13 protein-coding genes are annotated in these 16,762 nt (G+C 38.7%); 11 read left to right on the top strand and 2 right to left on the bottom strand.

Annotation, left to right across the window (positions count from 1 at the left end; all coding sequences use genetic code 11):
- Nucleotides 1-89 precede the first annotated feature (89 nt).
- The 9 genes from F7732_RS19795 (at nucleotide 90) to F7732_RS19835 (ending at nucleotide 11,802) form a co-directional block, all read left to right on the top strand.
- Nucleotides 90-1,244, top strand: coding sequence for an iron-containing alcohol dehydrogenase (locus F7732_RS19795; RefSeq protein ID WP_151575789.1), 1,155 nt, complete (start codon nucleotides 90-92; stop codon nucleotides 1,242-1,244).
- A gap of 13 nt (nucleotides 1,245-1,257) precedes the next feature.
- The gene (pdxA, locus tag F7732_RS19800; protein ID WP_192913063.1) at nucleotides 1,258-2,298 is read left to right on the top strand and encodes a 4-hydroxythreonine-4-phosphate dehydrogenase PdxA; all 1,041 of its coding nucleotides are present in this window, start codon (nucleotides 1,258-1,260) and stop codon (nucleotides 2,296-2,298) included.
- A 9-nt stretch (nucleotides 2,299-2,307) separates the two neighbouring features.
- A complete protein-coding gene (locus F7732_RS19805) occupies nucleotides 2,308-3,549 on the top strand; it encodes a four-carbon acid sugar kinase family protein (protein WP_151575790.1) in 1,242 nt (413 codons plus the stop codon).
- A gap of 18 nt (nucleotides 3,550-3,567) precedes the next feature.
- A complete protein-coding gene (gene dapA / locus F7732_RS19810) occupies nucleotides 3,568-4,476 on the top strand; it encodes a 4-hydroxy-tetrahydrodipicolinate synthase (RefSeq protein WP_151575791.1) in 909 nt (302 codons plus the stop codon).
- Nucleotides 4,477-4,521: 45 nt separating this feature from the next.
- The gene (locus F7732_RS19815) at nucleotides 4,522-5,511 is read left to right on the top strand and encodes a hydroxyacid dehydrogenase (RefSeq protein WP_151575792.1); all 990 of its coding nucleotides are present in this window, start codon (nucleotides 4,522-4,524) and stop codon (nucleotides 5,509-5,511) included.
- Between the two features lie 105 nt (nucleotides 5,512-5,616).
- Nucleotides 5,617-6,945: an SLC13 family permease gene (locus F7732_RS19820; RefSeq protein WP_151575793.1), complete on the top strand. Its 1,329-nt coding sequence runs from the start codon at nucleotides 5,617-5,619 to the stop codon at nucleotides 6,943-6,945.
- 226 nt (nucleotides 6,946-7,171) lie between these two features.
- Nucleotides 7,172-7,816 carry a nucleoside deaminase gene (locus F7732_RS19825; RefSeq protein WP_161598913.1) on the top strand — a complete coding sequence of 215 codons (645 nt, stop codon included), beginning with the start codon at nucleotides 7,172-7,174 and terminating at the stop codon, nucleotides 7,814-7,816.
- A gap of 362 nt (nucleotides 7,817-8,178) precedes the next feature.
- A complete protein-coding gene (locus F7732_RS19830) occupies nucleotides 8,179-10,533 on the top strand; it encodes an ABC transporter permease (RefSeq protein ID WP_151575795.1) in 2,355 nt (784 codons plus the stop codon).
- A gap of 501 nt (nucleotides 10,534-11,034) precedes the next feature.
- The gene (locus F7732_RS19835; protein ID WP_151575796.1) at nucleotides 11,035-11,802 is read left to right on the top strand and encodes an ABC transporter ATP-binding protein; all 768 of its coding nucleotides are present in this window, start codon (nucleotides 11,035-11,037) and stop codon (nucleotides 11,800-11,802) included.
- 137 nt (nucleotides 11,803-11,939) lie between these two features.
- On the opposite strand, the gene F7732_RS19840 is transcribed toward F7732_RS19835, so the two are convergent.
- Nucleotides 11,940-13,190 (bottom strand): anaerobic sulfatase maturase, encoded by a 1,251-nt coding sequence (locus tag F7732_RS19840; RefSeq protein WP_151575797.1) that lies wholly within the window; start codon nucleotides 13,188-13,190, stop codon nucleotides 11,940-11,942.
- A 298-nt stretch (nucleotides 13,191-13,488) separates the two neighbouring features.
- On the bottom strand, nucleotides 13,489-14,325 hold the full coding sequence (locus tag F7732_RS19845; RefSeq protein WP_151575798.1) for a class II fructose-bisphosphate aldolase: 837 nt from the start codon (nucleotides 14,323-14,325) through the stop codon (nucleotides 13,489-13,491).
- A 161-nt stretch (nucleotides 14,326-14,486) separates the two neighbouring features.
- On the opposite strand from F7732_RS19845, the gene F7732_RS19850 reads away from it, so the two are divergent.
- Both F7732_RS19850 and F7732_RS19855 read left to right on the top strand, forming a co-directional pair.
- Nucleotides 14,487-15,335 carry a MurR/RpiR family transcriptional regulator gene (locus F7732_RS19850; RefSeq protein ID WP_151575799.1) on the top strand — a complete coding sequence of 283 codons (849 nt, stop codon included), beginning with the start codon at nucleotides 14,487-14,489 and terminating at the stop codon, nucleotides 15,333-15,335.
- A 59-nt stretch (nucleotides 15,336-15,394) separates the two neighbouring features.
- Nucleotides 15,395-16,762: a GntP family permease gene (locus F7732_RS19855; RefSeq protein ID WP_151575800.1), complete on the top strand. Its 1,368-nt coding sequence runs from the start codon at nucleotides 15,395-15,397 to the stop codon at nucleotides 16,760-16,762.

The raw sequence follows: 16,762 nt of genomic DNA on the forward strand, positions 1-16,762 counted from the left end.
CTAGAACTGTAAAGAATTTTCTAAGTAATTCTAAATAAAGATTAAATATATGTTTCAAAATGAAACGATTGAGAAAGGGGTTTTAAAATATGGGCTTTCAATTGACAATACCTGCAAATTTATATGGTGGCAGCGGAAGTTTACATGAACTCTCAAATATATTGAAGAAGGAATCAGCAAGAAAGGTTATTGTTTATACAGATAAAGGCATCCGAAATGCCGGCCTTGTAGATGAGCTTTGCAAAGTGTTAGAGGAAACAGGTGTAGAATTTAATGTATACGATGACATTAAACCAGAGCCTAGTTATATAGAGGTTGAAAAGATTCAGGAAGAAACAAAAAATGCTCAAGCAGATTTAATTATTGGCTTTGGCGGAGGAAGCGTTATGGACGCAGCCAAATTATGCTCTGTTTTAATTGGTGCTTCTTACAGCGTGAAAGATTTACTTGATACACCGCAAATAGCTGCGAAGAAAATCAAAACCATTATGATTCCTACAACGTGCGGAACAGGTTCTGAAGCTACTTGTAATGCAATCGTGGCTGTGCCAGAGGAAAAGGTGAAAAAGGGAATCGTGAATAATGAAATGATTCCGGATTATGTTATTTTAGATCCGCAGCTGATTCGCAATTTACCTAAACAAATTATTGCTGCTACTGGTGTAGATGCTCTTGCACATGCGGTAGAATGCTATACGTCAAATAAAGCTACACCGTTTTCCAATGTTTATGCACTTGAAGGGGCAAAGCTTATTTTTGAGAATATTAGACAAGCATACAATGAGCCAGAGAATATGAAAGCAAAAGAGGCCATGTTAATAGGAGCATTCTACGGCGGAGTTGCGATTACTGGAAGCGGCACGACTGCGGTCCATGCCTTGTCATATCCTTTGGGAGGCAAATATCATATTCCTCATGGTGTTTCCAATGCGATTCTTTTTGAAACCGTTATGAATTTCAACAAAGATGCGTGTGCTGATCAGCTCGCTGACATATGTGATGCAATTAATCCTTCTTATTCAGATAAAAGTGTTAATGAAAAAGCACAATATGTCATTGATGAAATTGCAGACATCGTAAAGGTAACCAATATACCAGTGAATTTAAATGAATTTGGTATTCAAAAAGATGATCTGGAATTTTTGGTTCAGGCTGGAAGCGAACAGAAGAGATTGTTAGTAAACAATAAAAAAGAATTATCAAAAGAAGATATCAGACAAATATATTCAAAAGTAATTGGTTAGGAGTTGAGTTATTTTGAATAAAAAACCAATCATCGGAATTACAATGGGTGACCCTGCAGGAAACGGCCCAGAGTTATCAGTAAAAGCTTTGGCGAAATCAGAAGTTTATCAGCAATGTAAACCATTCATTATTGGAGATGCGTCTTGCATAGAAGAAGCAATCGGAATACTTCAGCTGGAAAACGAACTTAAAGTGAATTCTTTTAACGATGTAAAACAAGCAAAATATGAATATGGCGTTATTGATGTACTCGATATGAATCTAGTAGATATGTCCAAAAAAGAATTTGGAAAAGTGCAGGCTATGTGTGGAGAAGCAGCATTTCAGTATGTAACAAAAGCCATCGAGCTTGCTGTTAATGAAGAAATTGATGGGACCGTAACGAATGCTTTAAACAAAGAGGCAATGAACTTAGCTGGCCACCATTATTCAGGCCATACTGAAATATATGCTGATTACACTAATACCAAAAGCTACTCGATGATGCTGGCTCACGATAGTATGCGGGTTGCTCATGTTTCGACACATGTTTCCCTGCGCGAGGCATGTGACAGAGTGAAGAAAGATCGTGTGCTGGAAGTAATCCGTCTCGCTGATGAAGCTTGTAAAAAATTAGGGATTGAAAAACCAAAGATCGGCGTAGCGGGATTAAATCCTCATGCGGGTGAGAATGGATTATTTGGACGAGAAGAAATAGAAGAAATTCAGCCGGCAATTGAACAGGCGATGAAGGAAGGTATCATCATTCCAGATGAACAGTCTGTTCCATCTGATACGATCTTTTCGAAGATGGCTGGCGGCTGGTATGATATTGTGGTCGTTATGTATCACGATCAAGGTCATATACCAATCAAATTAAAAGGGTTCGTTTTCAATAAAGAATTAAATAAATGGGATGCTGTCTCAGGCATTAACATTACGTTAGGTCTTCCTATCGTTCGCGTATCGGTTGATCATGGTACTGGGTTTGACCAAGCTGGCAAGGGTACGGCAAGTCCGGTTAGTCTGCTGAATGCAATTGAATACGCTACTTTATACGCCAACAATAGATAGGAGAAAAAAATGGTAAAATTACTGATTATCGCTGACGATTTTACCGGAGCTCTTGACACTGGTATTCAATTTGCAGAAAAGGGGATTTCTACACAGGTTTTCAATAACTTTAATTTTAAAACGGATGAAATCCCTTCAAATACAGAGGTTTTGGTCATAGACACTGAATCTAGACCTCTATCAAAAGAAGCGGCTTATGAATCTGTTAGGAAGATTTCGGATTGGGCGAGAGAACAAGGAATTGAGATGATCTTCAAGAAAACGGATTCAGCCCTTCGCGGGAATATTGGATCAGAGCTCCAGGCTGTTTGCGACTCTTACCCGGATGAAACACTTTTCTTTATACCTGCGCATCCTGAAATTGATCGAGTGATAAAAGAGGGCACGAGTTATATTTCAGGTCAATTATTAGAACACAGTGTATTTGGCAAGGATCCTTTTGAACCGGTCACAAAATCATTTATACCCGATATTATTAAAGATCAAAGCGACATTGCTGTGGATGTGATCACCAGTGAAGAAGCAATCGACTGGGATACAATCAAACACACTAGAATTCTAGTGTGTGACTCGAGCACTGTTGATGATATAGATAAACGATTGAATGAATTAATGCAAAATAATACAGTGAAATATTTTGCTGGGTGCACAGCGCTGGCAGATCGATTAGCGAATATCCTTTCCTTTAATCGTACAGAAACTGCATCTTATCGGAAAACAGAAGGACTGTATATAGCATGCGGCAGTCTAAATAAGATAACGGGAAAACAATTGGATTTTGCTGAAAAGCACGGTTTTAGTCGTAAGCGCTTAACCCTTCGGCAAAAAAGCCCAATGAATTATTTTAATAGCCCAGAAGGAAAAACATTTATTCAAGAGCTGCTGGAAATCAGTCAGGAAAATAATAAAGTCATAGTTGATACATTCGAGGACGTCATAAATGACAATGGAAAAGACAATAAACCTCAAGAAAGTCTAAGATTCGCTATTGCCGAAGCCCATGGACATCTTGCTGAAGAAATCATGAATAGCGAGAAGGATTGCACCATTTTGATGACGGGCGGCGATACGCTGATGGGTTTCTTAAATGTAATCGGATCCACACAAATTAAACTATTATGCGAAATCGAGAAGGGTGCTGTTTTATCCATCATTGAACATAATGGGAAAAAACTGCAAGTCATATCCAAATCAGGCGGCTTCGGCACTGAAGATGTTTTTTGCAGAATAGCTGATAAGATTCTGAAATAAAAAAAGGAGTGTTTTCATATGAAAAACATTAAATTAGAAGGAATCATTTCCCCAATCTTAACACCAATGAAACAGGACGAAAGTGTAAATTTAGAAGAGCTGGGAAACCAAATTGATCGGCAAATTGACGGCGGGGTACACGGGATCTTTCCTTTTGGAACGAATGGGGAGGGTTATATCCTAAGTGAGGCTGAAAAAGTCGAAGTTTTAGAATATACCATCGATAAGGTGAAAGGCCGTGTTCCTGTATACGCTGGTTCTGGACTGATCTCTACTAAAGATACAGTGCGAATGAGTGTAAAGGCACAGGAATTAGGAGCCGATATTCTATCGATTATTACTCCTAGCTTTGCTCTAGCTTCTCAGAAAGAACTTTACGATCATTTTGTTGAAGTAGCGAAACATGTAGACGTACCAATTGTTCTATATAATATCCCTGCTCGTACTGGAAATAAACTCTTGCCGGAAACAGTGGCTAAATTAGCGAAAGATGTAGATGTGATTGTAGGGGCGAAAGATTCAAGCGGTGACTGGGACAATCTGCAGGCTTATATTCATCTGACAAGAGAATTAGAGAAAGATTTTTATGTTCTATCAGGTAATGATTCTCTTATTCTGCCTTGCTTAAAAGAAGGCGGTACCGGTGGAATTGCTGGCTGTTCTAATGTGTACCCTCAAGTACTGTCTTCCATCTATAATCTGTTCAAACAAGGAAAATTAGAAGAAGCGCAAATGGCACAAGATTCCATTGCTAGTTTCCGTTCGGTATTCCAATACGGAAACCCTAACACTGTAGTGAAAAAAGCAGTATCATTACTAGGTTATCCAGTTGGGGATTGCCGCCGTCCTTTCAATTATCTAAGTGATGAAGGCGTTGCAGCGTTAGAAAAAGTATTGAGCGAAAATAAAGAAAAAGGCATGAATTAATATTTTTATATAAATGGACCTGATCCAAATAAGAGGAGGTACAGCATGAAATTTGTTATGACACAAGCAGTTACATCTGAAGGGATGGAACTGCTTGACGGGATAGCTGATATTTATGTTGCAGATAATCAAGACCCCAATAATTACTTAGATGAGATGAAAGATGCTGATGCCTTAATTGTGCGAATTGCAAAGTGCGATGGAAACGCTATCGAGAACAGTCCGAACTTAAAGGTAATCGGCCGTACTGGTGTTGGTTACGATACTGTGGATGTCGAAACGGCATCCAAGCATGGAATTCCTGTGGTAATAACTCCCGGAGCTAACAACCGCAGTGTTGCTGAACACGCAGTTGCTTTAATGTTTTCCTTAGCGAAAAATTTATTTGAAGGGCAAGTAGAATTGGTCGCCGGAAATTGGGAAGTGCGGGGACTGAAGAAGGCTTTTGAATTACAAGGGAAAACAGTAGGGATCATTGGGTTAGGTTCCATTGGACAAGAAACAGCAAAAATTTGTAAAGGGATCGGTATGAATGTTGCTGGATACGATCCTTTCTTTAAACCAGAGGATGCCGAAAAAATGGGCATTGAATACTTTGGAGATTATCGGAAATTGCTGGAGGAATGTGATATTGTTTCTGTACATGTTCCTCTTACGAAAGAAACCGAAAATATGATATCAAAAAAAGAACTATCAACGATGAAAAAAACAGCACTCATTATCAATACAAGCCGCGGCGGAATTGTAAATGAAGGCGACTTAGTGGAAGCGCTTAACAATGGAACGATTGCAGGAGCTGGCTTTGATGCATTCTGTAATGAACCACTAGGGGCAGATGATCCTTTGTTAAATTGTCCTAATTTAGTGCTTAGTCCGCACTCGGCGGCCCAAACTCGTGAAGCGGTAATAAAGATGGCTACATCATGTGTAGAAGGATGTCTGGCAATCGTTAATGGCAAAAGGTGGCCATATGTTGCAGACCCAGCCGTCTATAACCATCCAAAATGGGAAGGTACTGAGTGGGAAGAAGTATAGATTTTAATAGCAGGAGAATACAGGTGCAAAATGTATTTGTATTCTCTGAAACTTATAGAAAAACCTTATTTCCAGCTAGTATCTTAACTAAAAGGAGGCTGCACAATGGACTCGAGTTATATTGCGATAATCATATCAATTATAACAATAATACTATTCATTTCTAATAAATTGCCAATGAGTGTTATAGCTATTTTTGGTTCTTTAGCAATGGCGTTCTTTATTCCTGAAATGGAATTATCCTCTGTATATTCAGGTTTTAGTTCACCAGGCTGGCCAATGGTAGTCGGGATGCTGATTGTCAGCGATGCATTATTTGAAACAGGTGTTGCTCAAAAAATTGGGCAAAGAATAGGCAATAGTTTTATGGCTAAGACGGAAAGGCGTTTTATCATAACAGTCGCTATTATTTGTACCGTTATGTCTGCATTTATGAGTAATAATGGTTCGGTTGCGATTTGGATGCCAATTATTGCTGCTGTTGCTGCAGGATCAATGGGACGTATCCGCTCGAAAATGGTTATTTTCGTAGCAGGAACGGCTGCTGTTATTGGTGGGGGAAGCACGCTGATTGGATCAACTTCACAACTTTCAGCCAATGCCATTCTCCAAGGATATGAAGGTTTTGAAGCAGGGATGGCCATGTTTGATATGACGAAAATCATGCTTCCTGCTGCTATTGTACAAATTCTTTATTGGGCAACAATCGGTTACCCAATTTTAAAATGGGCTTTGAAACCAGAAAGTCCAGATTTCGATAAAGGGAATGTATATGCAACCGCTTCACAAGATGCACTACAAGAAAAAGCCGATGGTGTACCTAAGTGGAAAGGAAGAGTTGCCTTATATACAATGATTCTTTGTATTGTACTCTTCTTGATTGCTGGCTTTGACCCATTTAAGAATTATTTAAATATCGGGATTATAGGTCTGGTTGGAGCAATGATTGTGTTAGGATCTAAGGCTGTGTCTGCAAAGAAAGCGTTTGCTAACCTACCGTGGGACATTTTAATCACAATTGGTGTCATTTCCGGATTAGGAGCTGGTTTGGATGCCTCAGGCGGCGGAGAGCTTATTGCAAATTCTGTTTTATCCCTGTTTGGTGGAGAAACTGCCTCTATTGTAGTATTAACAGTAGTTATTATAACATTGACAAGTCTCTTGACGAACATCATGCAGAACAATGCTGCTGCTGCAATGCTCACGCCAATTGTTATTTCAATAGCATTTTCTCTCGGTATTAGTCCACTGCCTTGGGTTATTGTTATTGCAGCTTGTTCGAATTTAGCGATCGCAACTCACTATGGTACAGCGGTAAATATGCAAATTCTCCCTGCAGGATATAAATTCATGGACTTTGTTAAAATTGGCGGACCGTTATTAATTCTATTAATCATAACGTTAAGCATCAGTACTTTGTGGGTCTTTTTCTAAGAGAAGTACAAATTTAAATTATATAAGAGATCTGCCATGGTGTTTTCAAAGAGTCAGTTTTCGATGTGAAACTGGCTCTTTTTATTTTATTCCGAAATAATTTATATAAGGTTTTATTCATTTTTTATAGAAGGATATTACTTCCAATCTATTGAATATAAAAAGTTTAGAAAGGTTAATAGGTTTTTCCTTTTTTTATGATTATTTTCAATATGGAGTGGTTCAAGTGAAATGGACAGATTTTACAAATGAATGGCAGGAATGTTTTCAAATAGCATGGGAGTCTTTCCAAGAAGGTTCTAAACCGGTCGGGGCAATAGTTTTTAATGACAAAGGGAATATTGTTTCAAGAGGGAAATGTGCTACGTTTAATCAATTATCGAATACAGTTATATCGCATAATGAATTGGCGCATGCGGAGGTTAATGCATTATTAAAATTAGACAACAGAATACATAAGAAAGTTAACGCGTATGTATTATACTCAACTCTAGAGCCTTGTCCATTATGTTTTAGTGCATTCTACATGAGTGGAATCCGCAATCTTAAATATGCTGCGAAGGATAAATATGGCGGCAGTACAAATTTAAAAGATACAACACCATATCTAAGCAGAAAGCCTATAAGTATAGATGGACCAATCATGTATCTTGAACAATTATCAATCCTCATTAATGTGTACTTTGATTTAAGTATTGATTACGAAAAAGCGAAGCCTGTTCACCAATTAATGTCAGAGGATTACCCGCAGGTCATTAAAATGGCGGAAGAGTGGGTGGAGTCTGAAAAATTAAAGGACGCACGGAATTTAAAAATTGAAGATGTTTTCGATATGTATATAAAAGATTTCCATCAAATTATGCAAGTCTAGTTTATGTTTGAAGAGGTTCTAATTAATAAGGAAGCTTCCCATGAGTTTTGTGGCAGGCTTCTTTTTTTCTGCGAAATTTCATCAGCAAAATGTTATTAGCAAAACTCTCGTAATTGCTAGCTTTAATAACTAGTTCTCCTTATGCTTCTCTTCCTCCTTTCCCTTACGGAAATACAGCTCAAGACGTAGTAAACAATCAGTCTTAAACACCTGTACCCAATAAATACCATTTCGTATGATTGCTACAGCACAAACAATTATCATCATTGAAATCAAAGAGAACAGTATAAAAAGAGGGGTTGATTCCTCTAAAGTAAAAGATAGCTCGAATCCAGACAAAGGTGAAGGAGGGAGAAAAGTTAATGTTTCTAAAAATGATTAAGAACGATTTCAACCGAAATAAACTGGTCACGATCACGGTCTTCTTATTTATTACAATGGCCGTTATTTTAGCAGCCAGTGCAACTAATAACATTGCCAATCTGATTCAGGGGATGTCAAATTTTCAGAAACGTGCAGTGCCAGCTGACATTACGGTGATGCATGCCGGGGATTATGATCAGGCAGAGATCGATCGATTCACTGAACAATATCGTGACCATATTGCCATGCAGGAGACGATGGTGCTTCAGAATATTGATGGAAGCAATATTCATTTCGGTCAAAATCAAACGATGGCTGGAACGATACAGGATATTTCTTTTGTGGTGCAAAATAAGAATTTTGATTTTATCTTGGATCTTGATAATGAAAAGCTGAATGTAAATCCAGGTTCCGCAGCTGTTCCGATCTATTTTATGGAAAAATATGATTTAGAAATTGGTGATCATATTGCAGTGAAAAGCGGTGGGTATAATAAGGAGTTTATCATTTCAGATTATGCAAGAGATTTTGAGATGAACTCTCCTCTTACTTCTTCGAAAAGATTTGTGATCCATCAGGATGACTATAATGAGATGCTGAAAATGCAGGCTGGGGAATTGGAATTTTTGATTGAATTTAAGCTGAAGGAAACTGGTGATTCTGCTGCTGTTCAAAATGCCTATCAGGAATCTGGCCTTCCGGCAAACGGTCCGATTATTGAAGGAAAGATCTTTATGTTGTTTAACGCCATGTCAGATATGATTGTTGCGCTTGTCATTATATTGATCAGTATTCTGCTTATTGTGATTGCTTCACTCTGCATCCGGCTTACATTTCTGGCAACGATTGATGAGGATATTAGAGAAATCGGTGTGATGAAAGCCATGGGGCTAGCCAAAAAAGATATTCAAAAGGTCTATCTTAACAAATACAGATTCATTTCCATTGCTGCCGGTCTGGCTGGGTATCTCCTTTCCTTTGCTATTGTAAATCTATTAAACAGTCATATGAGACTTTATATCTCCTCTGATTTAACAGGGAGTTTAAAATACATCCTTTCGCTTATAGCTCCATTGCTTGTCTATCTCATGATTGTGATGTACTGCAAATCAATACTGAAAAGAATCGATAAGATCTCGGCAGTGAAGGCTTTGCGTGGAGATATCATGGAGTCCGGTAAGACTGGGAAATACAGTTTTCCACTGCTAAATAACAAGTTCTTCAGCACGAATATTTACATGGGACTGAGGGATACAGCGAAGCGTTTCAAGCTATACAGGCTTTTATTTGTTATTTTTATTATATGTACATTTATTATCATACTCCCAGTAAATATCTATAACACGATCCATTCCCCTCAGTTTTCCACCTATATGGGGATCGGAAAACAGGATATGAGAATGGATCTTCGCAGAACGGATACCATTACAGAAGATTTTATCAAGCTGCAGGAAGAGTTGAAAAATGATCATGATATAGAAGAGTTTGCACCCTATAAAACAAGCTCTTACCAGGTGAAAAACGAAGATGGTTCCTGGAACACTATGAATATTGAAACCGGGGATTTTTCCTTGTTTCCATTAACATTCCTGGAAGGCAGAGCTCCGGAGAGGGAAGGAGAAATAGCGCTATCATTTGCAAATGCTGCAAAAGACGGGTTAAACAAGAAAGTTGGAGATGAAGTAACTGTCAGGACTGGCAGGAAGGAACAGACGCTAACCGTTACGGGTATCTATCAGGATATTACGAACGGAGGAAAAACAGCAAAGGCGCATAGCAGTCTTGGAGTAAATGAAGAAGCTATTCTTTGGTATATTGTGAGTCTGGATTTGGCTGAAGGCGTTAGTATACAGGAGAAAATGGATTACTACCAAAATGCTTATCGCTCAGCACAGGTAAATGATATTGAAGAATATACGCAGCAGACACTTGGAAATATCATCGATCAGATGTTTGTCGTGGTAATCGGCGGAATCTCCATTGCTATTATCAAAGCTGTTTTAATTACTGCATTATTTCTTCGGATGCTCTTATCAAAGGATATGTCTCAGATTGCCATCATGCGAAGTGTGGGATTAACGCTAAAACAAATTCGCCAGCAGTATATGGCTGGAACTTTAATGGTACTGCTATTGGGGATCTCAATTGGTGTTCTTGCTTCGGATCTTCTAGGTGAATGGCTTGTAAGTTTGGCTATGTCTTCTATGGGAGCAGCAAGAATAGATTTTATTCAAATTTTATGGCAGACGTGGCTGCTTTGTCCTTTAGCACTGCTTATAGCCGTTGGATTGACGATATTTGTATCTTGTAGGACGGCTGTAAAAGGTGATTTATCTGTTGTTTTAAGAAGTTGATACGGCTAAGCAGAGATGTGGGAAGGGATAGGTAGATCTTTTACACTTTGCAGTTGGAAAATGTGGTTGCGAGGGGGTGAAAACACCCCTTTATAATCTAGATTCTGGAAAATGGTGTCGCGAAAAGTGGAGAAACACTCGTGTGAAATCCAGAATCTAGAAAATGGTGTCGCGAGAAGTGGAGAAACACCCCCTGTGAAATCCAGAATCTAGAAAATGATGTCGCGAAAAGCGGAGAAACACCCCGTGTAATCTAGAATCTGGAAAATGGTGTCGCGAAAAGCGGGGGAACACCCCAATGGAATCCAGAATCTGGAAAAAAGTTTCGCGAAAAGTGGTGAAACACCCTTCTGAAATCCAGAATCTAGAAAATGGTGTCGTGGAAAGCGGAGAAACACCCCTGTGAAGTTTAGAATCTAGAAAATAGCAGCACAAAAAAGAGAGAAACCCCCCACAATAACCTTAGGACTCACAGAAAAAATGGCATGGGAGGAATCATAAATGACCAATATACTTGAAGCAAGCGAGATGACCAAAATAGTAAAGTTAGGAAAGGGAAATGAGATTCATATCTTAAAGGATATAAATCTGACGGTAGAAAAAGGCGAGTTTGTATCGGTTATGGGGCCATCCGGAAGCGGGAAGTCAACACTGTTATACAATATAAGCGGAATGGATCGTATTTCGTCTGGCAGTGTGAGGTTTAAAGGCCGGGAAATCAGCAGTCTAAAGGAAGAAGAATTGGCAAAGATCCGACTGAAAAAAATGGGATTTATCTTTCAGGATATTAACCTATTAAAAAACTTGTCCCTGATTGACAACATTATGTTTCCTGCACTTGTTTCGACAGGGGCAGATAAAAATGCTATAAATCAAAAAGCAAAAAAACTAATGAGGATGACAGGGATAGAAAAACTTGCAGACCATACGATCACACAAGGCTCTGGCGGACAGCTGCAGAGGGCAGGCATCTGCAGGGCGTTGATTAATAATCCAGATATCCTTTTTGGAGACGAACCGACCGGATCCTTAGACAGCAAATCGGCAGAAGAGATTATGGCCATTCTGGCTGAGATTAATCAAAATGGAACAACGATCATGCTCGTTACGCACGATGTAAAGGTAGCTGCAAAAACAGAAAGAATCCTGTTTATGACAGATGGAAAGATTGTTTCTCAGAAGAAAATGCGTAAATATGACGGACAGCAAGACGATAGTAAGAGAAGAGAAGAAAGCATTATGAAATGGTTAGTGGAGAATGGGTTATGATTTTTTTTGATCGGAATATAGTTCTGGAAATTAACTGACCTAAGCAGATTCTATAAACAGATCATGAGACTGCTTTCCCCAATACATTAAATGAAAATGCCTCCTTTCAAAGGGAGGCATTTCTATATCTAATACGATTAGTTAAAACTCAACAACGGCTCGCAGCATTTCTTGAATTTTTTCATGCTTCCACAAATACAATGATCATTTCTTCCAGGCATCTTATAACCAGCATTAATAAGGTCTTGGATTCTCTTTTTCTTTACATTGGATGCGACAATTTGCATTCTTTCATGTGCATAGCGGTACACTTGTTTGTGGCTTTCACAAAAATACTCGACGCCGAATTCGTTATTGGATTTGATTCTGTTGCGAGGACAGCCTCCATGACATAAATGAAGGAATTCACAAGACTTGCATGGATCCGGTAAGTTTGGCTTTAGATCATGAAAATTCTCCATCAATTCATTTGTAAGCAGATCTTCCAGAGTATCAACTCCGACATTTCCTAATCGGTACTCTTCATGTATAAAGAAATCGCATGGATATGCGTCACCGTTTTGTTCTAAAACAAGGTGTTTGGGACAGGTTTCAAGGTGAGAGCATAGGCCGGCATGCTGATTAAGGTACACTGCTAACATGTCATCAAAGAAACGGATGGATGTCTGAGGCATACCATCGTTATACCACTCGTCAAAAATATCGCATAAGAAATCACCGTATTGTTTAGGAGTAATAAGAAAAACACCTGGTTTATTAATTTCCTGTGCTCTAAAATCCATGCAGGGAATGAACTGAACAAAAGGGAAATTTTGTTCCTGATAAAATTTCATTAGATCAGCTGCTCTTGTAATATTATTCTCATGTAAAACGGTCAGGATATTAAAGTCTGCATTTGCATCTTTAAGATACTCAATTCCTCGCATTATTCTTTTATAGCTTCCTTTACCAGAACCCATGACCCGTCTGGCATCATTCATGTCTTCTGGTCCATCCAAGCTTACGCCGACCAGAAAGTTATATTCTTTAAAGAATGAAGCCCATTCTTCATTTATTAACGTACCATTTGTTTGGATGGAATTACTGATGATTGTGTTGTTTGGTGCATGTTTTGCTTGTAAGTGAACCACTTTCCTGAAGAAGTCTATTCCTGCTAACAATGGTTCCCCGCCTTGCCATACAAACGAGACATACCCTTTTGATATATTCATATATTCAGTAATGAATTTTTCTAATACGGTGTCATCTATGTGTTCGATCTTCTTAGGCATTCCGTTGCACTGACTGTAATAGCAGTAGTCACATGCCAGATTGCATGCTTCAGAAACGGTTTTCCACATGACGGATGTTAACGCAGGTTTGAGAGTCGGAATTTCTCCATAAGACATCATTTTCTTCTCCTTCATAACAGCCAGGTTAAGAAAAATGGTAGGTGAAATGGAGAGTGGTTGTCTGTGATATCGGTCACATGGCTATTGATGAGTTTATCTTTATAAAGAGAAAAATACGAGTGTAAAATCAATGTTTAAATAACTCTTAGAGGCTATACATTACTCCTAAACAAAGAGACAGGTGTCTAAACAACCTGTCTTTTTCATAATATACTAGCCCTTTTGGGAGCTTTGTGTTCGGGGGGATATCAGAATGATTGGTTACATACGCAAACGGCTATAACGTAATAATCAATTACTTATTCTTATACAGCTCAATAATCTGATACATCTGTTCAGCCATAACATCTTGAGCAGCGGTCATTAAATTGCTTAAATGAATTTGCGGCTGCTCATTCAGCTGATTTGCGATTTCTGTCACAGCAGCTAATGACACTTCTGTATTTACATTGATTTTGCGTATACCTAGATTAATCGCTTTTAATACTTGATCCTCAGGTGTTCCAGAACCTCCGTGCAGAACGAGTGGGATTTGAATAGATTCTGCAATCGTTTTCAGCAGCTGGTGGTCTAATTTCGGCTCGCCTTTATACATGCCGTGTACAGTTCCGATGGATGCGGCAAGGAAATCTACATTGGTTTCTTTAACAAACGAAATTGCTTCGTCAGGATCTGTTAGTTTTCCATCACCTTCTTCCTCATCAGAGAAGTCACCTTTCGCCATTGACCCGATCTCAGCCTCAACAAATACGCCTGCAGCATGCGCCATCTCAACGACATGTTTGGTTGTTTTCACGTTTTCTTCTAAAGAAAGAGCTGATCCATCGTACATAACAGAAGAAAAGCCTGAAGCAATTGCGCGTTCAATTGTAGAAATTTCATAGCTGTGATCCAGATGAAGAGCAACTGGAATGGAAGCTTGTTCTGCCAGTGATTTTGTAAAGGCAGCAAAGGCTTCCAGATTCATATAATCCTTGTATCGTTCACCATAGGCAATGATGACACCCTTGTTTGCACGTTCTCCAGCCTGAATGGCTGCTTGTGCGGTTTCGGCATTATAGCAATTAAAAGCGGCAATTGCGCTATTTGTTTCTTCTGCTAGTTGAAGTAATTTTTTTGTTGTAGTAAACATTACAAATCTCCTTGCTGTGTAGTTTAATTACAAAGTAATCGTAATATATTACTCTAATTTTGTCGATATTTTGAACAAAAAGTGATGAAAATCACTTTTTTCTATTGTGAAAGCGTTTTTTATGTAGTATTATTACTACAAACTTATATGGAGGTGTGTAGATGCTAAGTTTTCAAGAGCGAATTCTTCAAAAAGAAGATTCTCTTACTGCCTCAGAATTAAAAATTATCGATCAGCTTAAGAAACACGATAAGCCATTTTTATTATCAATGAATGAGCTTTCTTTATTAAGTAATGTAAGCGAACCCAGTATTATCCGTTTATATCGAAAGCTTGGATATACAAGTTATCAAGAGCTTAAGGTAACGCTGGCTCAAGAACTTGCCAATCAGCATTCCAATTTAGCTGCAAATGAAACCGCCATCTTGGAGGACGATTTAGCAGACACAGTGTTTACGAAGATAGGGGATCAGTTTTCGGCAGCAATGCTGATGACGAAAGAAAAGATAAAAGTAGAAGAGATGGAAAAGGCTGTTAAGCTCATCGCTGAAGCTGGACGAATTTTCTTCTTCGGACAAGGGCTCTCAGGTACGATTGCTGAAGATGGCGCTCATAAGTTTATGAGAATTGGCGGCACCGTTTTGGCAGAGAAAGATCCTCATTATCAGGCGATATATGCAAGCCAAATGACAGAGAATGATGTTGTCATTGCTATCTCGCACTCTGGTGAAACCGTCAACATTATTGAGGTGGTTCATATGGCTAAGTCAAGTGGTGCGACTGTCATTATGATTACGTCAAATGAAAATACGACACTAGCAAAAATGGCGGATATTTTACTTTTGACACAGGCACAAGAAACAGCAACACGATCGGATGCGATGACAAGCAGACTCGTGCAGCTTGCCTTTTTAGATACTCTTTATACAAGAGTTGTAGCGGTTGGGGGAGAAACCATAAAGAAAGCGGTTAATAAATCAAGATTAGCTGTTACGAAAATGAAAAAATAAAAAAGTGAAACAATTGAAAACGCTATCTGTTCAATATATTCACTAAAGGGGAAACGTATATGTTAACTGGAAATGCCTTAATTATTGCCTTTATTATTGCATTAGCTGCATTGTTTTTACTCATCATTAAATTCAAGTGGGATGCATTTGTCTCTCTTTTAGTAGTCGCATTAGGTCTTGGATTTGTGTCCAGTATACCTGTTCGAGACGTAGCGGGTATTATGGCAAGCGGATTCGGGAGTACCTTAACGGGTGTTGGTATTCTTATTGGTCTCGGAATTATATTTGGTCAGTACTTAGCTGCTTCCGGGGCAATTAGTAAAATTGCTTCGGGAATGCTTAAAGCATTTGGAATTAAAAAATCTCCTTACGCTTTAGCGGCAACATCCATTACCGTATCCATTCCTGTATTTTTTGATGCAGCATTTATTATTTTACACAAATTAATTCAGAGTCTTTCAATCAAAACAAAGATTTCACTTTCTGCTTTAGTGGCAATCTTAGCAATTGGACTTATTACAGCACATAGCTTAATTATCCCAACTCCAGGTCCATTGGTCGTAGCAGACCAAACAGGTTCTGATATTGGAGTATTCTTCTTATATGGTCTACTTGTTTCAATCCCAGCGGTTCTCGTTGGCGGAGTAATCTATGGGAAATTTATCGGGAAGCGCATTACAAATGAAGGGCGTCTTCATGATTCAGAAGTTTCTGATGAGATGATTGCAGAAGACAATACTGGCAGAAAAGAAATCTCAACAGTTCTTTCTTTTGCAATGCTGGCTCTTCCGATTGTCTTAATTTTATCAAATACGGTTGTGAACCTATTCTTTGCTGACAATCCTGAACATGCTGTTCCGACGTTCTTTGCCATTATCGGTGATAAAAACGTCGCATTGTTAATTAGTGTGATTGCCGCAATGTTTGTTCTAAAACCTTATATTAAAGAAGATACGAAAACGATTTTCTCAGATGCTTTCGATCAAAGCGGGATGGTTCTTCTTATTACAGGTGCCGGTGGAGCATTTGGAAAAATTGTTCAAGAAACAGGATTAGGCGATTTAATCATTGATTTAATGCAGGGACTAAGTATCCCAGCGTTATTGCTTGCTTTCTTATTCTCACAAATTCTTCGCGCATCCCTTGGTTCTGCAACGGTGGCCCTTGTAACCACATCAGCAATCTTAGGGCCAATGGCTGTGGAGCTTGGCGTATCGCCAGTTTTACTAGGATTAGCGATCTGTGCAGGTGGTGTTGGGTTATCAATGCCAAATGACTCTGGTTTCTGGGTTGTAAGTAAATTCGGACGCCTATCAATGACAGAAACATTAATGGTATGGAGCATAGGCGGATTCCTGTCAGGTGTAACTGCATTAACAGTTGTATATATTTTAAGTATGTTCCAAGGATTTTTACCAGGACTATAA

This window comes from Bacillus mesophilum (genome assembly GCF_008923265.1).
GTDB lineage: Bacteria > Bacillota > Bacilli > Bacillales > Cytobacillaceae > Cytobacillus > Cytobacillus mesophilum.